The 22,469-nt window shown below is 63.2% G+C and carries 21 protein-coding genes; 6 read left to right on the plus strand and 15 right to left on the minus strand.

The window, feature by feature from the left end; all coding sequences use genetic code 11:
• Window positions 1–41: 41 nt before the first annotated feature.
• Complete coding sequence (gene purL / locus NY08_RS12565) at window positions 42–2,333, minus strand: phosphoribosylformylglycinamidine synthase subunit PurL (protein WP_032395919.1); 2,292 nt, start codon at window positions 2,331–2,333, stop codon at window positions 42–44.
• A 114-nt stretch (window positions 2,334–2,447) separates the two neighbouring features.
• On the opposite strand from purL, the gene NY08_RS12570 reads away from it, so the two are divergent.
• Complete coding sequence (locus NY08_RS12570; protein ID WP_235386884.1) at window positions 2,448–3,212, plus strand: nucleoside phosphorylase; 765 nt, start codon at window positions 2,448–2,450, stop codon at window positions 3,210–3,212.
• A gap of 536 nt (window positions 3,213–3,748) precedes the next feature.
• Here the strand turns inward: NY08_RS12570 and NY08_RS12575 are convergent.
• Entirely contained in the window at window positions 3,749–5,056 is a 1,308-nt protein-coding gene (locus NY08_RS12575) for a M18 family aminopeptidase (protein ID WP_045196662.1), read from the minus strand.
• A 58-nt stretch (window positions 5,057–5,114) separates the two neighbouring features.
• On the opposite strand from NY08_RS12575, the gene NY08_RS12580 reads away from it, so the two are divergent.
• Complete coding sequence (locus NY08_RS12580; RefSeq protein WP_045200303.1) at window positions 5,115–6,023, plus strand: hypothetical protein; 909 nt, start codon at window positions 5,115–5,117, stop codon at window positions 6,021–6,023.
• A gap of 94 nt (window positions 6,024–6,117) precedes the next feature.
• Here the strand turns inward: NY08_RS12580 and NY08_RS26075 are convergent, their stop codons facing one another.
• The 7 genes from NY08_RS26075 to NY08_RS12600 form a co-directional block, all read right to left on the minus strand.
• Complete coding sequence (locus NY08_RS26075) at window positions 6,118–6,279, minus strand: hypothetical protein (RefSeq protein WP_155290807.1); 162 nt, start codon at window positions 6,277–6,279, stop codon at window positions 6,118–6,120.
• A gap of 318 nt (window positions 6,280–6,597) precedes the next feature.
• On the minus strand, window positions 6,598–7,230 hold the full coding sequence (locus NY08_RS25540) for a class I SAM-dependent methyltransferase (RefSeq protein WP_235386886.1): 633 nt from the start codon (window positions 7,228–7,230) through the stop codon (window positions 6,598–6,600).
• Between the two features lie 125 nt (window positions 7,231–7,355).
• The gene (locus NY08_RS26725) at window positions 7,356–7,754 is read right to left on the minus strand and encodes a GNAT family N-acetyltransferase (protein WP_045196664.1); all 399 of its coding nucleotides are present in this window, start codon (window positions 7,752–7,754) and stop codon (window positions 7,356–7,358) included.
• 139 nt (window positions 7,755–7,893) lie between these two features.
• A complete protein-coding gene (locus NY08_RS25855; protein WP_144407359.1) occupies window positions 7,894–8,280 on the minus strand; it encodes a hypothetical protein in 387 nt (128 codons plus the stop codon).
• Entirely contained in the window at window positions 8,262–10,439 is a 2,178-nt protein-coding gene (locus tag NY08_RS12590) for a hypothetical protein (RefSeq protein WP_052683785.1), read from the minus strand. Before NY08_RS12590 ends, NY08_RS25855 begins: the two co-directional genes overlap by 19 nt.
• A complete protein-coding gene (locus NY08_RS25165) occupies window positions 10,436–12,157 on the minus strand; it encodes a hypothetical protein (protein ID WP_144407360.1) in 1,722 nt (573 codons plus the stop codon). The genes NY08_RS12590 and NY08_RS25165 overlap by 4 nt, the downstream gene beginning before the upstream one ends.
• A gap of 71 nt (window positions 12,158–12,228) precedes the next feature.
• Complete coding sequence (locus NY08_RS12600; protein WP_235386888.1) at window positions 12,229–13,719, minus strand: site-specific integrase; 1,491 nt, start codon at window positions 13,717–13,719, stop codon at window positions 12,229–12,231.
• A gap of 432 nt (window positions 13,720–14,151) precedes the next feature.
• Here NY08_RS12600 and NY08_RS12605 point away from each other — a divergent pair, with 432 nt between their 5' ends.
• The 3 genes from NY08_RS12605 (at window position 14,152) to NY08_RS12615 (ending at window position 17,478) form a co-directional block, all read left to right on the plus strand.
• Window positions 14,152–15,543, plus strand: coding sequence for a Mu transposase domain-containing protein (locus NY08_RS12605; protein ID WP_045194499.1), 1,392 nt, complete (start codon window positions 14,152–14,154; stop codon window positions 15,541–15,543).
• Complete coding sequence (gene istB, locus NY08_RS12610; RefSeq protein ID WP_045194497.1) at window positions 15,540–16,391, plus strand: IS21-like element helper ATPase IstB; 852 nt, start codon at window positions 15,540–15,542, stop codon at window positions 16,389–16,391. Before NY08_RS12605 ends, istB begins: the two co-directional genes overlap by 4 nt.
• 88 nt (window positions 16,392–16,479) lie before the next feature.
• On the plus strand, window positions 16,480–17,478 hold the full coding sequence (locus NY08_RS12615; protein WP_045196671.1) for a hypothetical protein: 999 nt from the start codon (window positions 16,480–16,482) through the stop codon (window positions 17,476–17,478).
• A 396-nt stretch (window positions 17,479–17,874) separates the two neighbouring features.
• On the opposite strand, the gene NY08_RS12620 is transcribed toward NY08_RS12615, so the two are convergent.
• Genes NY08_RS12620 through purS form a run of 3 tightly spaced genes read right to left on the minus strand, consistent with a single transcriptional unit; the run spans window position 17,875 to window position 19,185 of the window.
• Window positions 17,875–18,225 (minus strand): VOC family protein, encoded by a 351-nt coding sequence (locus NY08_RS12620; RefSeq protein ID WP_045196673.1) that lies wholly within the window; start codon window positions 18,223–18,225, stop codon window positions 17,875–17,877.
• 34 nt (window positions 18,226–18,259) lie between these two features.
• Window positions 18,260–18,937 carry a phosphoribosylformylglycinamidine synthase subunit PurQ gene (purQ, locus tag NY08_RS12625; protein ID WP_045196674.1) on the minus strand — a complete coding sequence of 226 codons (678 nt, stop codon included), beginning with the start codon at window positions 18,935–18,937 and terminating at the stop codon, window positions 18,260–18,262.
• Window positions 18,934–19,185 carry a phosphoribosylformylglycinamidine synthase subunit PurS gene (purS, locus tag NY08_RS12630; protein WP_032395924.1) on the minus strand — a complete coding sequence of 84 codons (252 nt, stop codon included), beginning with the start codon at window positions 19,183–19,185 and terminating at the stop codon, window positions 18,934–18,936. Before purS ends, purQ begins: the two co-directional genes overlap by 4 nt.
• A gap of 100 nt (window positions 19,186–19,285) precedes the next feature.
• Between purS and NY08_RS12635 the strand changes: the two genes are divergently transcribed.
• Complete coding sequence (locus tag NY08_RS12635; protein WP_045200309.1) at window positions 19,286–19,924, plus strand: MBL fold metallo-hydrolase; 639 nt, start codon at window positions 19,286–19,288, stop codon at window positions 19,922–19,924.
• Here NY08_RS12635 and NY08_RS12640 read toward each other — a convergent pair.
• From NY08_RS12640 to NY08_RS12650, 3 genes are all read right to left on the minus strand, one after another.
• Window positions 19,921–20,547 carry an LppP/LprE family lipoprotein gene (locus NY08_RS12640; RefSeq protein WP_045200311.1) on the minus strand — a complete coding sequence of 209 codons (627 nt, stop codon included), beginning with the start codon at window positions 20,545–20,547 and terminating at the stop codon, window positions 19,921–19,923. The genes NY08_RS12635 and NY08_RS12640 overlap by 4 nt on opposite strands.
• 192 nt (window positions 20,548–20,739) lie before the next feature.
• Window positions 20,740–21,558 (minus strand): hydroxyethylthiazole kinase, encoded by an 819-nt coding sequence (gene thiM / locus NY08_RS12645; protein WP_045196675.1) that lies wholly within the window; start codon window positions 21,556–21,558, stop codon window positions 20,740–20,742.
• Window positions 21,559–21,727: 169 nt separating this feature from the next.
• On the minus strand, window positions 21,728–22,429 hold the full coding sequence (locus NY08_RS12650) for a DUF2334 domain-containing protein (RefSeq protein ID WP_045196676.1): 702 nt from the start codon (window positions 22,427–22,429) through the stop codon (window positions 21,728–21,730).
• Between the last annotated feature and the right edge of the window lie 40 nt (window positions 22,430–22,469).

Raw genomic sequence — 22,469 nt, forward strand, 5'->3', positions numbered from 1 at the left:
CTCGGCGAGCTGCTGCTCCGATGTGTGTCCCCCCACCTCGGTCAGCCGAAGAGTCTGGGAAGAGTGCTCTCGAACGTCTCGCGCAGTTCCGTCATCGGGACGGAGAACTGCCCTTGCACCTCGATCGAATCCGAGCCCTCGTCGACGACGCCGATGCGCACCCACGGCAGACCGCGGGCGGTGCACATGCCGGTGAAGCGAGTCTCTTCCGTGCGCGGTACGGCGACCAGTACGCGGCCCGAGGACTCGGAGAACAGTGTCACGAACGGATCGGCGCCCTCGGGAACGATGATGCGGCAACCGGTTTCACCGGCCAGAGCAGCTTCGACGACGGCCTGCGCGAGGCCACCCTCGGACAGATCGTGGGCTGCCGAGACCAGTCCGTCACGCGAGGACGAGAGCAAGATGTCTGCCAGCAGTTGCTCACGGGCGAGATCGACCTTGGGCGGCACGCCGCCGAGGTGGTCGTGCTCGACCTGCGCCCAGATGGACCCGTCGAACTCGTCGTGGGTGTCGCCGAGCAGGATCAGCGTCTCGCCGGGCTCGAGTCCGAGGCCGGTGGGGATGCGGCGATGCACGTCGTCGATGACGCCGAGTACACCGACGACGGGCGTCGGCAGGATCGGCTCTGCACCGGTCTGGTTGTAGAAGCTGACGTTGCCGCCGGTCACTGGAATACCGAGGGTGACGCAGCCGTCTGCCAGTCCGCGCACGGCCTGCTGGAACTGCCACATGACACCCGGATCCTCGGGCGAGCCGAAGTTCAGGCAGTTGGTGACGGCCTTGGGCGTCGAGCCGGTGACAGCGACGTTGCGGAACGCCTCGGCGAGCGCGAGCTGCGCGCCCTGGTAGGGATCGAGTGCGGTGTAGCGGCCCGACGCGTCGGTGGCCAAAGCGATTCCGCGACCGGTCTTCTCGTCGATGCGGATGACGCCTGCGTCGGCGTTCTCGGCGAGGACGGTGTTTCCGCGCACGTAGCGGTCGTACTGCTCGGTGATGAATCGACGGCTGCACAGCTGCGGCGAGCCGATCATCTTCAGCAGCGTCGCCCGCAGCTCGTCACCGGTCTCCGGACGCTTCAGCGACGCCGTGGTGTTCGCGACCAGATCGTCCTGGGTGGCGGGTCGCTGCACGGGACGGTTGTACACCGGTCCCTCGTGCGCAACGGTCTTCGGCGGAACGTCGACCACGGTCTCGCCGTGCCACGTGATCTGCAGATGCTCGCCGTCGGTGACCTCACCGATGACGGTGGCCAACACGTCCCACTTCTTGCAGACAGCCATGAATGCATCGACGTTCTCGGGCGTCACCACGGCGCACATGCGCTCCTGGGATTCGCTCGACAGCACCTCGGCGGGCGTCATGCCGGTGGCGCGCATCGGCACCTTCTCCAGCTCGATGTGCATGCCGCCACTACCCGCCGAGGCGAGTTCGGAAGTGGCACAGGACAATCCGGCACCGCCGAGATCCTGGATGCCGACGACCAACTTGTTGGAGTACAGCTCGAGGCAGGCTTCGATGAGCACCTTCTCGGTGAACGGATCGCCGACCTGAACGGCCGGGAGCTTCTTACGGCCCCCGCCGGTCTCGTCCCCATCGAACGTCTCCGAGGCCAGCACGGACACGCCGCCGATGCCGTCGAGACCGGTTCGTGCGCCGAACAGAATGATCTTGTTGCCCAGGCCCGACGCGAACGCCAGATGCATGTCCTCGACACGCATGACGCCGGCACACAGAGCGTTGAGCAGGGGGTTACCGGCGTAGGAGGCGTCGAACACCGTCTCGCCGCCGATGTTCGGCAGTCCGAGCGAGTTTCCGTAACCGCCGACACCCGCGACGATGCCGCTCAGGACACGGCGCGTGTCGGGTGCATCGGCGGCACCGAATCGCAGCTGGTCCATGACGGCGATCGGGCGGGCACCCATGGCCATGATGTCGCGGACGATGCCGCCGACGCCGGTCGCTGCACCCTGATAGGGCTCGACGTACGACGGGTGATTGTGGCTCTCGACCTTGAACGTGACGGCCCAACCGTCACCGACGTCGACGACGCCCGCGTTCTCACCGATACCCGCGAGCATCGGCTTGCGCATCTCGTCGGTGGTGGTCTCGCCGAAGTACTTCAGGTGCACCTTCGAGGACTTGTACGAGCAGTGCTCGCTCCACATGACGGAATACATCGCCAATTCGGCGTCGGTGGGCCGACGGCCGAGGATTTCCTTGATGCGGACGTATTCGTCGTCCTTGAGTCCGAGTTCTTTGTACGGCTGCGCAACGTCGGGGGTGGCGACGGCGTTGGAGACGGTGTCTGTGGGTACAGAGCTAGCGGACACGAGGAATAGGTCCCTTCGATGGAGCGAAATGCCAGGGAGAGTCTATCGGGACCCGCAGACATGTACGGCATCGGTCGTGCAGGGCCGAGCGTCGCCTCGTGCGAACATCACCTGATGGACATCGCGCTGACCGAGAACGATCTGGACGAAACAGGCGTCATCGACCCGTCGATGGTGGCCAAGGGAGTCGACGTTCCGCCGAAAGCCGTCGTCTGTTTCTTCTCCGAGGTGATCGAGAGCATCTGCGCGAAAGGCGACGCCCGAGTCGTGTCGGTCATGCGCTCCGAGCACGGCGAACACCCCGTCTACGAGATCGAACGACACGGAGAGAAGCTCGCCGTGTTCCACCCCGGCGTCGGTGCGCCGTTGGCGGCACTGTTCCTCGAAGAGGCCATCGCGATGGGATGCACCCAGTTCGTGGCCGTCGGCGGTGCGGGAGCACTGTCCGACGACCTGGGCATGGGACACGTGATGGTGGTCGACAGCGCCGTCCGCGACGAGGGCACCTCGTTCCACTACCTGCCGCCGGGCCGCGTGGTCGACGCCGACCCGGCAGGCGTGGCCGTGCTGCAATCCGTACTGACCGACGCCGGAGTCGACTTCGTCACCGGGCGTTCCTGGACCACCGATGCGCTCTACCGGGAGACCCGTGCCCGCGTCTCCCGCCGAGTCGAAGAAGGCTGCCGAACCGTCGACATGGAGGCCTCGGCCTTCTGCGCCGTGGCCCGATTCCGCGGAGTGCGATTCGCGCAACTGCTGTACGCCGGCGACTCCCTCGCCGCCGACTGGGATCACCGCGGCTGGACCAAGGCGACGACAGTGCGCGAACAATTGTTCTGGCTCGCGGCAGATGCGTGCCTGCAACTGAGCCCGGTCTAGCCGAGTCGCGGGTTCACCGATCCTGGGTTGCCGGCTCACCCCTTGCCCACCCCCCGGCCCCCGCAAACGCGCGCGCGTTTGCCATACGCGCGCGGAATTGCCACCGAGCGGGTTACGAATCCGCGCGCACCTGACGAATGCGCGTGCGTTTGCGACTGGCCGACCGAGAAACGGGGAACGGGGAACGCCGAACGATGTTGCGCCGCGGTATTCAGCTTCCGCCCACACCCTCCGCCCCCCGACCCCCGCAAATGCGCGCGCGTTTGCCATACGCGCGCGAAATCGCCACCGAGCGGGTCACGAATCCGCGCGCACCCGACGACTGCGCGCGCGTTTGCGACTGGCCGACCGAGAAACGGGGAACGGGGAACGCCGAACGGGGTCGCGCCGCGGTATTCAGCTTCCGCCCACACCCTCCGCCCCCGACCCCCGCAAATGCGCGCGCGTTTGCCATACGCGCGCAGAATTGCCACCGCACGGGTCACGAATCCGCGCGCACCTGACGAATGCGCGCGCGTTTGCGCCGCCGATCGAGCTCAGGCAGGAGCCAAGAATGCCGCCAACGCGTCGGCGTATGCCTTCACGTCGGCAGCTCCCATCAATTCTCGTGACGAGTGCATGGCCAGCTGCGCTGCTCCCACGTCCACCGTCGACAGGCCGGTGCGCGATGCGGTGATGGGTCCGATGGTCGATCCGCACGGTAGATCGGCGCGATGTACGTAGCGCTGCATGGGAACCCCGGCCTGGTCGCAGGCGAGCGCGAAGGCACCAGCTCCCGCGGAATCCGTTGCGTAGCGCAGATTCTGGTTGACCTTGAGCACCGGTCCCCCACCGAGTTCGATGCGATGCGCGGGCTCGTGCCGGTCCGGGTAGTTGGGATGCGTCGCGTGCGCCATATCGCCTGAGGCACAGATGGATCCGGCCATCGTGCGCAGGAATTCCTCACGCCCACCGCCGCGTCCGAGCACGATGCGCTCGAGTACGGTGTTCAGCAGGTCCGAGAACGCGCCGCGGTCGGACATACTGCCGACTTCCTCGTGGTCGAACAGTGCCAGCACCGGCGTGACTGCGGTCGGATTGTCCACTGCGGCAAGCAAAGCCTGAGTTCCGGCGTAGCAGGTTCCTTGATTGTCCAGACGCGGCGCACTGACCAGTTCGGACTCGACGCCCACGACGGCACTGGGTGCGAGGTCGTGGGTCATCAACTCCCAACCCAGTACCGAATGCGGGTCGACGCCTTCTCTTTCGGCGACGTAGGCGATGAACGACTGAGGTGAATTGCCGACGCCCCAAATGGCATTGACGTGTCGCTGCGGATCGAGGGTGACGCCCTTGCGATCCTCGGACAGGTGGATTGCCAGCTGCGGAACTCGCAGAATGGGCTCGTCGACCTTCACCAGTACCTCGCGGGCGGTGTTGCCGTCGCGCACACTCAACCGGCCGGAGATACCCAGATCGCGATCGAGCCAGGAGTTGAGCCAGGCACCACCGTACGGTTCGAGGCCCACCATCTGCCAGCCCGCGGATTGCAGATCTGGATGCTGCTTCACCCGAAGATTCGGGCTGTCGGTGTGCCCGCCGACGATTCGGAAGGGGCCGTCAGGAGTGGAGCCTGCGGAACGACCCGAATTACTGTGCTCGGTACTCCACGCGACGAGTGATCCGCCACGAACGAGGTAGTAGCGGCCCGGGTCCGTCGACCAGGCGTCGGTCTCCTCGAGGCGTACGAAACCGGCGTCCTCGAGCTGCACCGACACCGTGTTGCAGACGTGGAACGGTGACGGCGAGACGTCGACGAAGTTGCAGAGACCGGTGGCGGAGGCGTGAGTCGACATGGGAACCATTGTGGCAGCCGCCGCGTCGAACACCTCGAGAGCACACACCGACCGGGGGGACGACGTCATGAAATTTCATTCTTTGCCCGACTACGGCGCAGTTCACGCGACCACATTCGCCATCGTGCGGATGAAGACGATCGAAGCATTTCGCAAGCGCGGGGTGGTGGTTCACCGCGAGGACGCGACTACTTTGGCGGTGGGCTCGGGCGTTCGCATGTCACTGAACAATGTGTTCGCCCGATGCTCCGGGGTGAGTCGATCGGCGTGGGACGGCATCATCGCCGGCCATGTCGACCTCATGATCGAGACGATGCGCGAGGCGGATCCCACGTTCTTCACCGGATTGTCGGACGACGAATTCCACTCGAGGCTGCGCGAGCGTGTCATCGCTCCGTCAGCCCTGGCGGCTATGGGTGAGTGCGAGTACGAGTATTCCGTCCCACTACTCGACGTGCCGGGCGCACCGCGACGGGTGCTGAACCTGTCTTCTCCGAATCGCGCTGTGACACTGGCAGATCGGCATCTCGTCGGCCGAGACCTGAACGCCGCCTGGGCAGCCGGACGAAGGAACACCGCGGCGCTGAAGTTCGAGGACGGCCGAATTCTCAGCAGAAACAGCATCGACATCGAGGTCCTCAGCGGTGATTCGATCTACCTCGCGTCGAAGGTTGCCGATATGACCACGCTGATCTCCGCGCACCTCGGCGAATGTCTGTACGGCGTATTGTTCGTGGTTCCCAATGCCTACGAGTTCGTTTTTCACCGGCCGCGCAACGCCGACGTGGCGCTCATGGCAGCAGCCGAGCTCGCCGAACTGGCCGACGCGTTCTCGCGCGACACACCGAGCCCACTGTCGCGCTCGGTGTTCTTCTGGCGAGACGGCGAGTACTGCCAGGTGTTCGACGGGATCTCGATCGAACCCACCGGCATCTTCGCCTCGACTGTGACCGAGCTGCGAGAGTGTGCGGCATGACTGTGTTCGACGGTCCGAACGCCTGGCATTCACGACGAACGCAACGCATTCCAGAGACGGAATGCTGGGCGCTCGTGTCCTGATAGGACGCGTGCTATTCGGGCGGCGGGACGGTGGGTCGTCCCGCTGCGGCGTCGCGAATCCACTGAGGTACCTCACGCCCGTTGCGTTCACGGATTGCGATCGATGCGCGAGCCGCGGCCGCGGCGACTTCCGGACGCCCAGCTTTGATCTTGCGTTCCTCGGCGGTGGTCAACGCGGTTCCTCCAGTTCATCGACTCGATTGTCAGTGTCCTCGCATTCAGAGGGTTCCGCCAGTGCGCGTCGGAGGGCGCGATCGGCAACGGCAACGAGAACGTCCTGTTCTGTTCTGGTTATGAGTGGCGAATCTGTGACAGCCCCGTAGATATCCCACCCCAGGGCAGCTTCGGCGTCGTCCGTGCTGACTGTGTGGTCGAGGCACCAGGTGATCCGCTGCCAGGTTCACTGTTGGACAGTTGTGTCCGGGGAGCTATCAAAGATCACCCAGGATCGGCTGTCGTGTGCTGCGCGGCCCGCGGGCAGGTACTTATAGTCAGCTGCTTGGACTTGCTCGCCAGGTGATAAGGATGCGGTTGTAGAGGAGTCGACGTACTTGGGCATCGGGAAGAGCGGCGTGGGTGTTATTACGAAGTTGTCGGAGGGTCTCCGGGGGAGGCCAGCTGACGGGTGCGGTATGCCTCCAACTGCCCCGCAACCGTTTGACAACTGCGGTGGAAACCCATGTGGCAAACCAATACGGGGCTTCGCGCGCTGATGGTTTGACGAAGGTCACCAGAGCAAGAGTCCCGCCGGGACGCACCAACGCGGACAACCGGCGGAGCGCGGCGCGGGTATCGCCTAGGTGGTGAAGGGTGGCATTGGAAACCACTGCGTCGAAGCTGTGTTCGGGCAGATCTACGATCGCGACGTCACCGTTCATCCACCGAACAGGGACGTCCGGGAACCGCGCCTCGGCGCGTTGCAGCACCGGTTCATCGACGTCCAAGGCAGTTACCCGCGCAATACGCCTGGCCAAGCGGGCGGCCAGGAACCCGTCACCGCATCCGACGTCGAGGACATCGTGCGCGTCGGAAGAAACCAAGGAGTCGAGCAATCCGTCGTAGTGAATGTTGATGTTCCATGGACGCTCTTCGTGGCTCGGGTCGCTATCAGGTTCAAGTGTCACGTACGGCGCTTTCCTGTAGTCGAGATTTCGGCTTGCCGCCACCGGAGAGCTGGCAGTCTGGTTAGCAGGCGGGGACAACCCAGAATAGTGCTCGCGAATCCGTGGTGTGAATCTCGTCGACTCGGTCACTTCAGTCGTAGTATCCCAGCGGAAGTTGAATCGAATCCACATGCAATTGAGTAAAATTCGTCGAGTTGTGCCTCGTAGTCGACGTGTAGCCACTCGACATCGGTGGTTCGTAAATCGGAAACGATGTAGGAGACGAGCTGGGTCCCGATTGCTTGGTGTCGCCATCGTGTAGCAACCGCGGTGTCGAGCAGGAACGCGTGCTTGCCTCCGTCCCATGCTGCGTGCACGAACCCGCAGAGCTCCCCACTATCGAAGGCACAAATCCATGACTTGCTGTGCCTCTCCAGCCGAGATCTCCACGGCACAAACTCGTAGACCCCGCCGAACGCATCGTGATGCAGTCGCGACAGCTCATCGTCGTCGACGGGAGGTCGGACTCGGAAATCAATGGCCATGTCGAACAGCTTAGAAATATGCGCTACCTCGCAAAACGTTTGCCGCGATGAAGTACTGGTTTCTGGGAGACGTGTGAGACAGGTCGTGCCAAGGATCGATAGCGAAGTCGGCCGTCCAGGGAAGCTTCAGGTGATGCGCCTAGGGATGTCGCCCAGCCTGATTCGGACGCAGATACACCAGATTGAGCTGCTCCTGCTGGAGGGTCAGTTCGACGACGAGAGCAGAAAGGACTTCTATTCGCAGTTCGCGTTCCTTAATCTGCTGGACAAGTTCGTCATTACGTTTGCCGAGTTGCTCGACGGCTGATTCTGCGAGTTGCAGCTGCTTTTGGACACCGACCGGGGCGAATGACCCCGCTTGCGTTCTAAAGTGTTCGACCAGGTCAGGGAACTCGTCGTAGAGCCTCTGCCGGTGCAAACCTGCTTCCTTCGCCAGGTTGCTGACCGTAAGCTTGCCGTCTGAGCAGGTCGGGTTCCCCGAGATGAGGTTTGCGATTGCTTTCTGAATCAGAACTCGCTTGTCCACGTTTCCGCCTGTGGTTGATGTTTGTGCAGATTGGATGCTGATGTCGCCGTGCCTCGATGGTCGGAGATGATCGCCGAGTTCGACGTTGTGCGTTCGTTGAGACGCGCCCGCAGCGGAAGCGGTAGATGCAGCTGGAGCGGGTCGCTGATCAAATCATCGTTGTGCGCTTCGAGAGCATCGATGTCCTGGTCCGTTCGAGCGATGTTGCGACAGCTGGGCTTGCATTTCCGCCAGACCGGAGCGGTATCGCTTTGGGCCGCATCTCGACACGCTGCTGTCTCAGCTCGGTAGACGCAGGTGAGGAACGCTCCGTGATGAATCTGCAGGGTTTCGTTGGCGAGTAACGCCCGTGCTTGCGCTGGGGAACTCACGCTGTGCCCGAGGAATTCTCGGGCAGCGGTGACCCTGCCGATGTAACTGCTGGCCGCTGGGCCGGAAACTTGTTCGCCAGATTGTAGTCGTTGGTGGTCCGCATGGATGGTCTCGCAGCGCAGCAAGAACTCCTCAAATCCGACATCGTCGTTGAATCCTGCATCAGCCTGACCGGCATAACCTTGGGTGATCTGAGTTCGCAGATGCCCGTACTGAATTGCTCCGGCAATGAGTCCACCCGGTCGGCGGACGATGTGCCAGGCCAATGTACGGCGAAATCGAGACAGCGTGATCGGCCCATGGGGGTCGGCGGCTATCTGCTCGTGTCCGACTGTCCCGGCAATGTCGGTGTTGAACCACTCGACAAAAGCACGCACTCGCTGGTTTGCACGACTGGCGGACATAACACGAGAACTGGAGTGCTGAAACGCATCTGGCGTGTATCTCCCGGCGTAGGGGAACAGTAGTTCTCCTGGAGCCAGTTGTTCCAGGAGAGCGATGGCCCTGCCGACGTGCTCGGTGACAACCCACGGAATGGTCGCAGGTGAGCGTTCGCGGCGACCGGGTTGGGTTTTCTCTTGGGTGCCCGAGAGGAATACGAGCTCGAGGGTTTTCGAGCGGCTGATGCAACCGCGTCTGAGATTCAGCGCTTCCCCTGGCCTGATGCCCGACAAGTAGGTGGTGAGTACCAAACACGCTGCGACGACGTGGTCGATCAGTTTGAGCAACTCACGGGCCCCGACGGGTTCATCCCGCCATCGGTGGCCAGTGATCTCTGAAAAGTCTGTTACTCGCAGGAGGTCCACTGTGGTCGGGATCCGTTGTTGCGCAATGTCGGAGATCAGTGAGGCCATCCCCTTGAGGGTTGTCGTGTCCATGAAGCTGCCGACCGCAAGGCCTTCGACATCTATGCCGAGGGCGCTGCCTCCGATCCCAGGTATAGGGATCTTCGCCTCCCGCAACGCCGGAAGTAGGGTCTCGAACCTCGCTGTCGCGCCGGCCAGATCAGGCTTACCCCATCGAGATGGCTGTTGCCTGCCAATGCTTTCGTGGGCAATTCGGCGCATGGTCGATACCGTGATGGCGGTACCGACTATGTCAGGGCCGATGACGTCGATGGTGACGAGCGCGGCGGACAGCAGTGCTCCCATGACATCCGGGGTGATGCGAGATGTTGCGTTCTCCGATCTGCTTGCATTTGAAACGCCTACGATCTGACCTGCGGTGGCTGCTCCCCACAAAGAACGAACGACCTGCAGTCGACAGTGTTCTGGCAGGTATTCCCGGTATGCGTGCAGTCTCATGACTGCGCACAACAACGAGCGTTTGACCCTCGCCGAAGTATCTTCTCTGGAAAGTACGAGCCTGGCGTAGTCGTCGAGGTCATCGTCGTGGAGTTGATCGAACCTGTGATAGCCGCGTCCGACAAGCCACCCGGCAAAACGTCGCAAGTGTTGCAGGTCGTGCTTGATCGTCGGAAGGGATGGAAATCCGCTGTTGGCGGCGACGAGCCGTGGGGAACGGTTTGTGACGTTGATCAGCGCGAAGGTGTAAAGCTTCATCGGTTCACGGAACTCGGCGGGAAATGCCAGCCAGTTCACGGTCACTTTCCGGTGTCTGAGATGCATCGCGGGTGTGAGGTCCCAGAAATCGTCACCGAACCGAGGTGCACCGATCGACCCGACTTCGTGCAATGGCCTGCGGTGGAACACGGGAGCATCGGGAACTGCTGCAATGCCGTCGATTACGGGAAATTCGGGCGCAGATGCCGATGCTGGCCGACTCATGGCGTGTCGAACACTCCGTCCAGTAATCGCAGAGCCAGGCGGCGCTCATCGTCGGAGATCTTCTCGCGGGCCACGCGTACTTGTGCAGGCTCGTATGCGCTGATCATGTCCTCGATCTGCGCGACACGACCGGCGTATTCGAGTGCCCATCGGTGGGCTGTCAGAGCGGCTCTGAGGTCGCGCAGCGCGTCGAGGACGGCGAGCTGCATGGGTAGATGCCGAGGTAACGCTCTGGCATTGGAACAGTCCAGACAACTGAGGAAGTTTTGAGAGCATGTCCGACCACCATCGAGAGGTGAATGAGTGAAGTCGGTGCATACCCCCAACGCCGTATCGTCGCCCGCGACCATCGCATTCTGCTCGAGTGTCATCTCACGGCGCGCAAGCGCCGACTCGACTTGTTCGGCCAATGCTTCGTGGACGATCTGAAATCCCTCGAAGCGGACAGTGTCCATCCGGGAGAGGTAGCCGGCCAATGTTGCTGGAGTGTGCGCGGTCGGCGTCCGGGTCCGCTCCAGGTAGGTCTTGCGCATACGGTTGAAGCCAATCCCGAGGAGCAGTGCGTCGTCCTGTTCGTTTCCGGTCAGCCAGGGCCGAAGCCAGCGGGGATGGCAACGGCGGTGGTCCCCGTCGGCGGGCAGTCCATCGCTCAATACGACCGCGCCCCGGGCGGGCGGGGTTGGGTTGTAGTAGACGAACGCGCACTGGGTGTTCAAGACTGCTCTGCCGGGCTCGGTGAGGTCGAGGAGGAGGGTGAACACTCCGTATGCACTGGTCAGTGACGTCTCTGCAATGCGCGGTGGTCGGGGGTCGGCCATGGGCGAACGTAGCTCAGGCGGCACGCCGGTCAGGGGAACGGTCATTCGAGCTCGCCGGCCTCTGCGGGGTTTGTTCATCTCGACCAGGGCAATCTGAGGCTCGTCCGCTGCGGTCGCGAGATGGTGACGGGCAGGGAGGGCTTCGATGACCGATCGGTTGTGTCCGGTGGTCGCGGCCAGCAACATCGCGAATGCCCACGCTTCCCCAGCGGTCAGGTGAATCAGCGTGTGGAGGGGACGGCTGCCGCCGACGAGATACGCCTGCCACGCCCTGGCGGATCGCTTCGGTGTGCGTATGCCGGTCAGGGGAAGTGAGCCGGTCCGCATGCAGTAGTCGAGCACCTCGGCAAGAACCACGCGTGGTTCGTTTCGATCGAGATCATCGAATTTTCCGGCTCGGTAGTCCGTGACCAGCTGACGATGTTCACGCAGCCGGCTTTTCGCGTTCCGAACCATCGCGCGCAATACCGTTGTGATGCGCTGAAACTCGACGTCGGAATACGGCTGCGCGGGGTCGGATCGAACCTTTTTATCGAACTGAGCGAACCTGTCGATGACGCCCGGTCGGAGCTGCACCGTGCCGGCACGCAGAAGCACCCGAAACTCGTAACAACGTTTGTCCCCACTCGGCAACCGCAGCGCCATGCAGATCATCTCGATGTCCGCAGCGGTCAACTCGCTCAGCGACCGTAGTCCCGGGCGCGTCTTCGCCAGCCACTTCGAGACGAACCGCACTGTGCCCCAATAAGATTGCGCAGTTTTAACGCGACGGCTCGTCCCCAACGGCCCGTTCACGGCGGTGAAGCACGTCGCCAGTTCTTTTCGCACCCTGACGTCACAGGGCAGGCGATCGAAATCGAAGACGGCGCGCTGCGTCCCATCCTCACTGATGAACGGCACCTGAAGCTCTGGACCGCATACAAATGGTGCCACCCACCCCGCCGGAGGCGGCGTAGCAGGCCTCCCCACCGTCACGGCCCGATCCCCTCGATGACACGCGGATGCCCGGCACCGACAGCGCCGGCCAACCGCTCCAGCGCGTCCCGATCGTCTGCGTCCATCAGCGCCACCAGCTGTTCGACCTGCAACCCTTGAAACGGCTCCAGATAGACCTGCCTGGTAGTTTCCGCACTTCGGTGCCCGAGCAACGTCGCCAACAAGAACCAGACGTCGCCCAGCTGGTTGCGGAAATCTCGGCGCTCGGCGACGGTGAGCATGTCGGTTCGTTGCCAGGCGACGAAGGTCGCAATGCAGTACCACCGCAGCGCGAAGCTGTGCCGCAGCATGTGCGGGCGACACCACAGCCTCCCGGACCGGTCACCCAGCTCCTTTGCCGCTCGCCTGTTCGCATCACGAAAGGTGTTGTACCAAGCTGCTTTATGTCGCGGAAGACCATCCATATTGAGGAACAACATCATCGGTTCCAATCCCGCCGGAGTACGGATGAACAGTCGACTCCGCAACGAAGGACCCACGCTGTCCACATTCACCCGACGTCGCACCCCGTCCTGATCGGTTGCCAGCAAGATGCCGTTCGAACCGATCTCATCGACCACCCATTTATTAGGGACGACGTCGTACCGTCCATTGCGCTGAGCTGCTGCCACTACCGCCTGACGGCTACCGTCCTCGATGTAGAACCGAACAGCCTGTAAGACCGCTCGCCGCAACCAGTAGGGACGAGAGACGCCGGACTTTGCGCAGGCCGATGCGAGCCTGAGACGCAGTAGTCGCTCCGTCGAGACCCCGGGAATTTCGGACGTGAGCACGCTGGCCCACTCCCCCATCCGCAGCCCGGCACCGTAGAGCCCGTCTGCGTACGCGACGTCGCGGTCCTCTGTGCGTCCAACCCACCGTTCACGCTGCTGGCCGTCGCGCGTGTATCCGCTCAAACCGATGGTGCGCCATTGCCGAAATGCCGAAGGAGTCATCCATTTGACGTCTGACGTGCGGATATCCGAAGGCGTGGCGTCCAGCCGAGTTTCGCCTCGGTAGCCGCCCGACAGCACATGGCTCCGCACGGGATTCGCCACGCCGCACTCGTCTGCAGCCCACAGATACAGCTTCCGCACGGCAGCCAGGTCCAACCGGAATGTGTTGGCAGATACAGGATCCGGATTGCTTTCTACTGACATCCGCCAGTTCTTGAACACTGCGAGGTCGTTCGAGGTGGCCGCGGTCCATTCGACGTCCACGGCGTGTAGGAAGTCCAACCAGACTTTGATGCTGAGGGCGTAGCGACGGACTGTGCTATCTGCTGCGCCCCAAAGCACCGGCGAGCGCCAAAAAGCGTTGAGTCGGCCATCTGCCCTGCCCCCTGGACTCAGAAAGTAAGGCGTTCCATGTCTGGCCCCGTTGGCTTTGGCTAGTGCGAGTACATCGTCGAAGGCGATCCCCGCGACGTCAACTCGAACTAACGGGCGGCTGAAATCGTAGAATCTCACGAACCAGCCGACCGCCACGATTCACCTCAACCGATATTGAGTTGCGCTCGGTCCAGACCTTGCCTCATACCTGCAGGGTATTACCGACCGTAAAGCGACCTGCGCCAGACACGCGGACCGACTGTCCGAACAGAACTTCACCAGTCCTCGAACACGGATCCCGTCACATGCGCAGTGTCTATCCTGTGGGAATGGCACTCCACGACCGTCGCGAACGCTGGCTCGCGAACGCCCGCTCCGTGCACTCGACCACGGATCAAATGCTGACGGGCGGCCTACCCGTCGACCGCGACGCACGGATAAACATGGCCACTGACGGCGCTCATCGAAATTCCCCACTAGCGCTCATCGAAATTCCCCACCCGTGTGGCACCGCCAACGAGGGCGGGTCTCCAACGAAGCTGATGGTCTCTGACCACGCACCAGCTATCCGAAGGAGACCCGCTCCTCATGCTTACACAGGAGGAAGATGTGGAAATCAACGCCTTGCACAAACGAGGCTGGAAGATCGCGGACATCGCGCGTCACACCGGCCGCGACCGCAAGACCATCAGGTCGTACCTGAACGGCACCACCACTCCCGGGGTGCGTAAACGCAGCGCACCGGACCCATTCGAGGTGTTCCTCGCCTACGTCACTGCACGTCTGATCGACGACCCACACCTGTGGGTCCGCACGCTCTGCGACGAACTCGAGGACCTCGGCTATCTGATGTCGTATCAAACGCTGCACCGCAAGATCCGCGAACTCAAACTCCGGCCGATCTGCCAAGCGTGCCTGACGGCCACCGAAAGACCCAACGCGGTCATCGAACACCCGCCAGGGGAAGAGACACAATGGGATTGGGTCGATCTACCCAACCCACCCGCCTCGTGGGGCTGGGGATCGATGGCCCACCTGTTCGTCGGAACTCTGGCGTGTTCGGGCAAATGGCGCGGCGTCCTCGCACCGAACATGACCCAACCACATGTCGTCGACGGACTCGACCGGATCTGCCGAGGCCTCGGCGGGATCAGCCGAGTCTGGCGGTTCGACCGAATGGCCACAGTCTGCCACCCCGAGTCCGGCCGGGTCACCGCCAGCTTCACCGGCGTCGCGAAACATTACGGTGTCTCCGTTGCGATCTGCCCACCGAGGCGCGGCAACCGCAAAGGTGCAGTGGAGAAGTCCAATCACACTGCAGCGCAGCGGTGGTGGCGAAATCTCTCCGACGATCTGAGCGTCGAGCAAGCCCAAGCGAGCCTCGATCGGTTCTGCAGTCTGCGCGGCGATACTCGCTTGCGGCCGACGAAGGACGGCAAAACTTCGGTAGCGACGATCGCCACCGCCGAAGGACTGCATCCGATGCCGCCGTCCGCGTATCCCGCGATCCTGTCCACTCATCGAGTCGTATCCCGGCAGGCGTTGGTGTCCTACCGCGGCAACCGCTACTCAGTGCCGCCCGAGCTCGCGTCCGCGCAGGTCACCGTCACCCACGTTCTCGGGACCGACGTCATCGACATCGTCACCACCTCGGGTATCGCCATCGCCCGGCACCGGCTGGCGGCCGATGGGACCGGGGCGATGGTCCGCGATCACGGCCACATCTACGCCCTCGAGCAAGCAGCGATGGCCGGCGCGAACACCGGACGTCCGCACCGCCGCAAGGAACGTATTCCGCCCGGACCGGACGCACTCGCCGCTGCAGAGAAGCTCCGAACAACAACCAGTGCAACATATCCCGACGCAGCGGACAGATCGGAAAACGACAGTCACGCAACCGAATCCGATACCGCAGGAGCGATTATCTACGACCTGTCGATCTATGAACGCGCCGCACACGGAAGGAACACCCTGTCATGACCGACCAGAAAGCTGCCACGAACGCCGACCGGTTACCGGCCCCGAACACCGCCGCTGCAGCCAGCCTTTACCAACGCCTGCGGGGGCATCTCGCTGTCCTGAAACTTCACGACGCCGCCGAAGCGCTGCCGTCGGTCCTCGATCAAGCAGCCGCCGAAGAACTGTCGATGACCGCGGCGTTGGACCGGTTGCTCTCGATCGAGGTCGAGGCCACCGAAGCCCGCCGACTGAACGGCAGACTCCGATTCGCGTGCCTGCCGACACCGGCATCGCTCGAGGACTTCGACTACGACGCAGCCGCTGGTGTCGACAGGAAGTTGATCGAGGAGTTGGCGACCTGCCGATACTTGGAGACAGCGACGAATGTGCTGCTCATCGGCCCGCCCGGGGTCGGCAAAACGCATCTGTCGGTCGGGCTGGCGCGTGCCGCAGCTCATGCCGGCTATCGAACGTATTTCACCACCGCAGCTGATCTCGCTGCCCGCTGTCATCGAGCCGCTCTCGAAGGAAGGTGGGCTACGACGATGCGGTTCTACGCTGGACCGACACTTCTCGTCGTTGATGAACTCGGCTACCTACCGTTGCCCGGCGAGGCAGCGTCGGCGTTGTTTCAGGTTGTCTCGCAACGGTATATGAAGACGTCGATCGTGATGACCACCAACCGTGGCGTGGGATCGTGGGGTGAAGTGCTCGGTGACAACACCGTCGCAGCAGCCATGCTCGACCGGCTTCTGCATCGATCCGTCGTGCTCAACCTCGACGGTGATTCCTACCGTCTCCGAGACCACAACGCCAGATCGGAGAAGCTCCGCAAAGCCACCACAGGAACCCGCCAACCACTACAGTGAAGTTCGCTCACGAGTGGGGAATTTCGGTGAGCGCGGTTGGGGAATTTCGCTGAGCCTCGTCACCACTATCGTAGGAACGCTCCAAGGCGTGTTCGCGGACCAGATCGAAGCTCTCGACGGCGATGCGCCCGCGGGACACATCGCGCTAGCCATCGCTCCGCTGGCGGCGGCTCTGCACAAGTTCGATTCACTGGGCAAACCTAACCTCCCTAAAACGAACGGTGAGCTGCGCGACGCATTGGATGAGCTACGAGCTGCCGCTGGATCGGTTGCGACAACCCTGGATGGGGACCCCTCCCTACGCGTGCAAACGGTCGACGAAGTGATCGCCGAATTCGCCGAGAGCTACCGGGTCGCGCTGCTGCTCACACTGACCGCGTGCCACGCGCTGTCGACGAAAATCGTTGAGTGGCGTGAATCAAAGGACAACGGCAAGGCCGTCGGTGACCACCTGAATGTGCCGACAATGAAGCTGCAGAGCACAAATACTGATGGTGCAGTTCCCATGTCGATGTTATCGAGCCTGATGACCGCTCCCCCTTCCATCATGACACCCGGAAACGAAGCCGCCGCTTTTGCTGAGATGTTCAGCGGTGGCACACCTCCACCCCTGTACCGGATGGCATATGGCCAATGGTTCGGCACCATCGCTGCGATGTGGGAAGACGTGTATCGGGAAAGACTTGCGACCGCACACGGAACTGACGCCGAAGGCCACGGTTGGGACAGGAACGATGTGAAGTCGGAGTTCTTCTACGAGCTCTCTCAAATCCGGCACGACTTCGCGCACAAAGACGGCTTGTGTGTGGAAAGCGCCGGAAACTCCATTCTGAAGTGGGGAGTCGCCGGGCAACCGCTCGCACCCACCCCGCGCCAGATGATGTCTTTGCTCGACCTATTTCCGACCGAGGAGCTAAGCAAAACCCCGGTACGGACGCCACGCACTTCCGAACGATTGCCGTTCAATTTCCCGTCCGAGTGGGTTGCGAAGGTCAGAAAAAGGGTTACCGAAATCGAAGAGGTCAAGCGCCTTCGACCCGATGTCCTCAAGCGCGTCATCGACAGATGGCTGGACGAGATTGTTTAAAGCATTGAGGCACCTGCCAATTCCATTGGCAGGTGCCCGATAGTCGGACCGCCGACCTCGATGCCTTCACAGGCGACCACGTCCATCGCGGTCACGCAATCAACGAACAATTCCACCCAGACCTTGAGACACCCCTTCTCGCACCTTCGTCGGGGGTTCTGCCTCAGCGCGACCTGCCTGGTGTTGGCGCGCCTTCAACCTCATCCGCGCCACGAAGCACTTTGCGAGACGAGAGCACTTCGCAGAAATACTCCGGACACGTGTCCAACGGACTAGTGAAGCCATGCCTGCGCTCGTTTGTCGGCGACGGTGCGCTGGCGAATGGTGAGAGCGACTCCGACGACGGCGAGGACGCCCACCACCAGAGTCACCCATGCCTGGGCCGGCATTCACTGCTCAGTGCGACCCGGACACGCAGAACACGTTGCCGTCGGGGTCGCTCAGCGTCACCCAGCGAAAGTCGCCCATGGTGTGCTGCGCAACTTCGCGTGCACCCGCCTCGACCAGCCGCGCGACCTCAGCGTCGAGGTCAAGGGTGGTCATGTCGAGGTGGACGCGATTCTTGCCCGGCGTCGGGTCGTCGACCTTCTGAAACGCCATTCGGTACGGTGCCGCAGCGAGTTCGACGACGTAGAACCAGCCGTCGTTATCTTCCACGATCGTTCCGTCCACCTGTGCCGCCCACCAGTGTGCGAGCGGTTCCGGATCGGTTGTGTCGAACGTGATCATGCCCAAGGTCAGTGTCATGGCGGCACAATAACCGCGACCACCGACACGAAACTCAGGCGTTGACGATCGTGTCCAGTGCCGAGTAGAAGATCCCCAGGCCGTCGTCGCTCGGTCCGGTCAACGGCTCGGTGGCGTGCTCGGGGTGCGGCATCAAACCGACGACCCGACCGTTGGCCGAGGATATTCCTGCGATCCCCCGCTGCGATCCGTTCGGGTTGGTGCCGCTGTAGCGGAACACGACGCGACCCTCGCCCTCGAGCTCGTCGAGCACGTTCTGCGGTGCCTGGAACCGGCCCTCGGCATTCTTGACCGGGATCAGGATCTCGGCACCGGGCTCGTAGCGCGACGACCATGCGGTGTCGGTGTTCTCCACCTTCAGCCACTGATCGCGGCAGACGAAGTGCAGACCCTCGTTACGGGTCAGCGCGCCGGGGAGCAGGCCCACCTCGCAGAGCACCTGAAAGCCGTTGCAAATGCCGAGGATCGGCATGCCACCCTCGGCGGCCTTCACGACGGACTCCATCACGGGGGCGAAGCGAGCGATTGCACCGGCCCGGAGGTAGTCGCCGTACGAGAATCCGCCGGGGACGACGATGGCGTCGACGTTCTTCAGATCCGCATCGGCATGCCACAGACTGACGGCCTCGCCACCGGCGAGGGTTACGGCGCGCGAGGCGTCGACGTCGTCGAGGGTCCCGGGAAACGTGATGACCCCTACGCGGGCGCTCATGCGGCGGGCTCCACCGAGACGCGAGTGACCGTCCAGTCCTCGATCACGGTGTTGGCCAGCAGTGATTCTGCGATCTTCTCGAGTTCAGCGTCGTCGACGGTGTCGTCGACCTCGAGCTCGAAGCGCTTGCCCTGGCGGACGTCGGACACGCCGGAGATCCCCAGACGGCCGAGCGCTCCTGCGATCGCCTGACCCTGCGGATCGAGAATCTCGGCCTTGGGCATGACATCGACAACGACTCGGGCCACGAAAGCGCTCCTTGAAATACGTACAGCAAGACAGTTACCGGCAGGTGGGAGTCTACGCAGCCCTGGCGGGAGGCGCGAAACCGCGCTTACTGTGGAGTCCATGCGGCTGACACACTTCGGACATTCCTGCGTTCTCGTCGAACTCAACGGCACCACCGCGTTGTTCGATCCCGGCACGTTCTCTCACGGGTTCGAGGGCATCACCGGACTCGACGCGATCCTCGTCACCCATCAGCATCCGGATCACGTTGATCTGCAACGGCTTCCCGCGCTCGTCGAGGCGAATCCGCGAGCGGCACTGCACGCCGATCCGATGACCGCAGGCCAGCTCGGCGGCAAATGGGCGGCAGCTCCAGCAGGCAAGGCCTTCACCGTCGGCGGCATCACGGTTACCGGCGTCGGCGGCACGCACGCCGTCATCCATCCCGAGCTGCCCGAGATCGACAACACCGGCTACCTGCTGGGCACCCCGGAGAACCCCGGCCAGCTCTTCCATCCGGGCGACTCGCTGTTCGTTCCAGAACAACAGGTCGACGTGCTCGCACTTCCTGCGGCAGCACCCTGGTCGAAGCTGTCCGAAACCGTCGAATTCTTGCGTGCGGTGGCGCCGCGGATGGCCTTCCCCATTCACCAGGCCGTGGTTGCGGAGCAGGCCAGGGGCATCTATTACGGCCGCTTCAAGGAGATGTCCGACGCCGAAATCCGCGAGCTACCCGAGGAATCCTCCGTCTCGATCTAGCCCGTGACCTCGGGCGGGAGGGTCCCGATCATGGTCACTTGCGTCCCGTCCCACCGATAGTCGATCGTCACCGGGCCGCCGGTCGGATTCGCGTTGGCGTCGTTCGCGAGCGGCCAGCGATAGTTCACCGTGATCGTGTCGGCGGATTGCGCCGCGACAGAGGTGAACCCGTAGGGCTCGAGGGTGGCCGTGCCCAGATAGTCGGCGTCATGGAAGAACAGCAGATGCGTCGGCGAACTCACCGTCGCGCCGTACGGCAAGGCTTCGACCCAGGTGAACGACGCACACGGATCGCCCATCCGCGTCGCCACCCACGGTGAATCGGCGAACACCAGCGGCAACGCGTCAACGGCCCGTGTCACCGGCCCCGACGCCAGATCCAGACACTGCGGCTCGGTGTCCGGCGGGCCAGTCGGAACCAGGTCGCCGGCCTCCTCGGGCGGTGTCCGCTGCGGCTGCGTGCCTTCGGTGACGGTGGCCGAGTCGGGTGTCACCGGAGTCGTGCTCGCCGCCGTGGCCGCCGGAACAGCCGAGGACGGTGCTGCCGCGGGCGTTCCTTGCTCCGCTCCGCCGCAGGCGACGAGAGCCGATGCACCGAGGGCGAGGAATAGAAGTCGTTTCATGAAGACCACCTGGTTCGATTCGTCCGACGCCAGGTATGTCGACCGCAAACGTGTTCCGTTACATCACGTTTCGGTCAAGAGGGCGTTACCTTCGCTGCGATCTGCATTTTTCGCACCACTACGCGCACATTTCGCGGCATTCCCGCGGATACTGCGGCACAGTGGAACGCCAGGTGCACATTGGAGCGCGCGTCATTCAGGCCAGCCGATGTCGAGCCGAACCAATTGACGAATTGCCGACTCGTCGACCGTGTCGAGTCCGTCGAGGAACGCGGCAGCGAAGGATCCCGGCCGCGACGTCGACCGGGCCGCGATCTCCGACGCCACCGCGACATGCGCGTGCGCCGCGACGGCACCGATCAGCGCATTCGGTGACACCGAGCAATAGGCAGCCGTCAGTGCACCGAGCGCACACCCGGTAGCCGTAACTCGCTGCAGCAGTGCACTTCCGCCGCCCACCTTCACCAGGCCGCCGGGACCGAGGATGTGATCGATCCCCCCTGATGCAGCCACCACGTCCACTCGATCGAGCAGCGACCGGGCCGCTTCGACCGAATCTGCCACGGCTGCAGACGAATCCACGCCGCGCGATCCACCGTCAGCGCCCGCCAGTCCCATGACTTCCGATGCATTTGCGCGAATGACGCTGGGCCGGTTGGCAAGCAGTTCCACGGCCACCTGGGTTCGCCACGGCAGACCGCCCGCTCCCACCGGATCGAGTACCCACGGCTTCCCCGCTGCCCTCGCCGCGGCCGACGCCAGCCGAGAACTTTCCACCTGCGCCGCCGTCGGAGTTCCGAGATTGACCAGGACCGCGTCGGCGATCTCCGCGAAACCGGCCGCCTCCTCTGGGTTGTCCACCATCGCCGGAGCCGCCCCTGCGGACAACAGTGCGTTCGCGACGAACTGAACCGACACGGTGTTGGTCAGACACTGCACCAGCGGATTGCGATCGCGCAGAATACGATGCGCGGCGACGATGTCGTCCAGGGTCACAGTCGAGACACTCATTGTTGCGAGTCTACGACCGCGCCCACCCCGTTCGCGTCAATGGACCATTGCATACGTCTGAGCGCTGCAAAGTGCCATTCACGCCACAACCCCGTGCTCGTGAATGTCGCATTGCATACGTCTGGGGAGTGCAATGGTCCATTGACGCGCGAGCGAGCGAAGCGGTCCGCTAGGCCACGCGTGATTTGGTGCGCGGGGTCCATTCGTAGACCCCGGCCTCGGCTCCGTGGTGCAGGGAGAGGTCGATGGCGTCGAGGATTGCCTGGCGCGGTCCGGGTCGTCCGAGTTGCTTGGCGCTGATGGCCAGGCGTACCACTCCGTCGCGGCGGGCGGTGCGGCCTGCGCCGAGTACCAGTGCTTTGAACCACCAGGGTTCGGCTTTGAATCCTTCGCCGATTCCCCAGACCCGGGCGCGGACGACACCGTCCCGGTCGAGGTCGTGAATACCGTTGAGCGCAGCCAACGTTCGAAATCCCGCGTCGGGCAGTGCTTCCACGGCACCGGGTGAAGCGATCCAGCGGGGAGCGGCGAACACCCGGGTGCGCAGGCCGGTCTGTTCCATGACGCGGTCGGCGGCCATCAGTCGAAGTCGGGCTTCGTGACGCGGCAGTGCGGAGAACTCGGAGCGTCGACGCTTCGTCGCGGCCTGGTCGTAGCCGTGCAGAACGATCGCGTCGCCGCCGTCGCGTCGCGCCCGCAACCATTCCTGGGTTGGCGCGTCCGCTGCGAGACGGTATTTGTCCTTCAACCGAGGCGCGACGAGCAGTGAGAGCGGAACGCCTCGTCCGTCGAGGATCCGCGCGAACTCGGCGGCGTGCTCGTAGGTGTCGTTCTTGATACCGCTCACCGACACGATCAGGCGTCCAGACATGACTCGAGCCTCGCACACCAGCGTGAACGAGGCTCGAAGT

Origin of the sequence: Rhodococcus sp. B7740, assembly GCF_000954115.1 — a bacterium.
Taxonomy (GTDB): Bacteria; Actinomycetota; Actinomycetes; order Mycobacteriales; family Mycobacteriaceae; genus Rhodococcoides.

Excerpts from the sequence above, each read along its gene's own strand:
- NY08_RS12580 (WP_045200303.1), top strand. The coding sequence starts at position 5,115 with ATGAAATTTCATTCTTTGCCCGACTACGGCGCAGTTCACGCGACCACA.
- NY08_RS26725 (WP_045196664.1), bottom strand. The coding sequence starts at position 7,754 with ATGGCCATTGATTTCCGAGTCCGACCTCCCGTCGACGACGATGAGCTG.
- NY08_RS12570 (WP_235386884.1), top strand. The coding sequence starts at position 2,448 with ATGGACATCGCGCTGACCGAGAACGATCTGGACGAAACAGGCGTCATC.
- NY08_RS12635 (WP_045200309.1), top strand. The coding sequence starts at position 19,286 with ATGCGGCTGACACACTTCGGACATTCCTGCGTTCTCGTCGAACTCAAC.
- NY08_RS12650 (WP_045196676.1), bottom strand. The coding sequence starts at position 22,429 with ATGTCTGGACGCCTGATCGTGTCGGTGAGCGGTATCAAGAACGACACC.
- purQ (WP_045196674.1), bottom strand. The coding sequence starts at position 18,937 with ATGAGCGCCCGCGTAGGGGTCATCACGTTTCCCGGGACCCTCGACGAC.
- NY08_RS12640 (WP_045200311.1), bottom strand. The coding sequence starts at position 20,547 with ATGAAACGACTTCTATTCCTCGCCCTCGGTGCATCGGCTCTCGTCGCC.
- thiM (WP_045196675.1), bottom strand. The coding sequence starts at position 21,558 with ATGAGTGTCTCGACTGTGACCCTGGACGACATCGTCGCCGCGCATCGT.
- NY08_RS12605 (WP_045194499.1), top strand. The coding sequence starts at position 14,152 with ATGCTTACACAGGAGGAAGATGTGGAAATCAACGCCTTGCACAAACGA.
- NY08_RS12575 (WP_045196662.1), bottom strand. The coding sequence starts at position 5,056 with ATGGTTCCCATGTCGACTCACGCCTCCGCCACCGGTCTCTGCAACTTC.
- NY08_RS12620 (WP_045196673.1), bottom strand. The coding sequence starts at position 18,225 with ATGACACTGACCTTGGGCATGATCACGTTCGACACAACCGATCCGGAA.
- NY08_RS12590 (WP_052683785.1), bottom strand. The coding sequence starts at position 10,439 with ATGAGTCGGCCAGCATCGGCATCTGCGCCCGAATTTCCCGTAATCGAC.
- istB (WP_045194497.1), top strand. The coding sequence starts at position 15,540 with ATGACCGACCAGAAAGCTGCCACGAACGCCGACCGGTTACCGGCCCCG.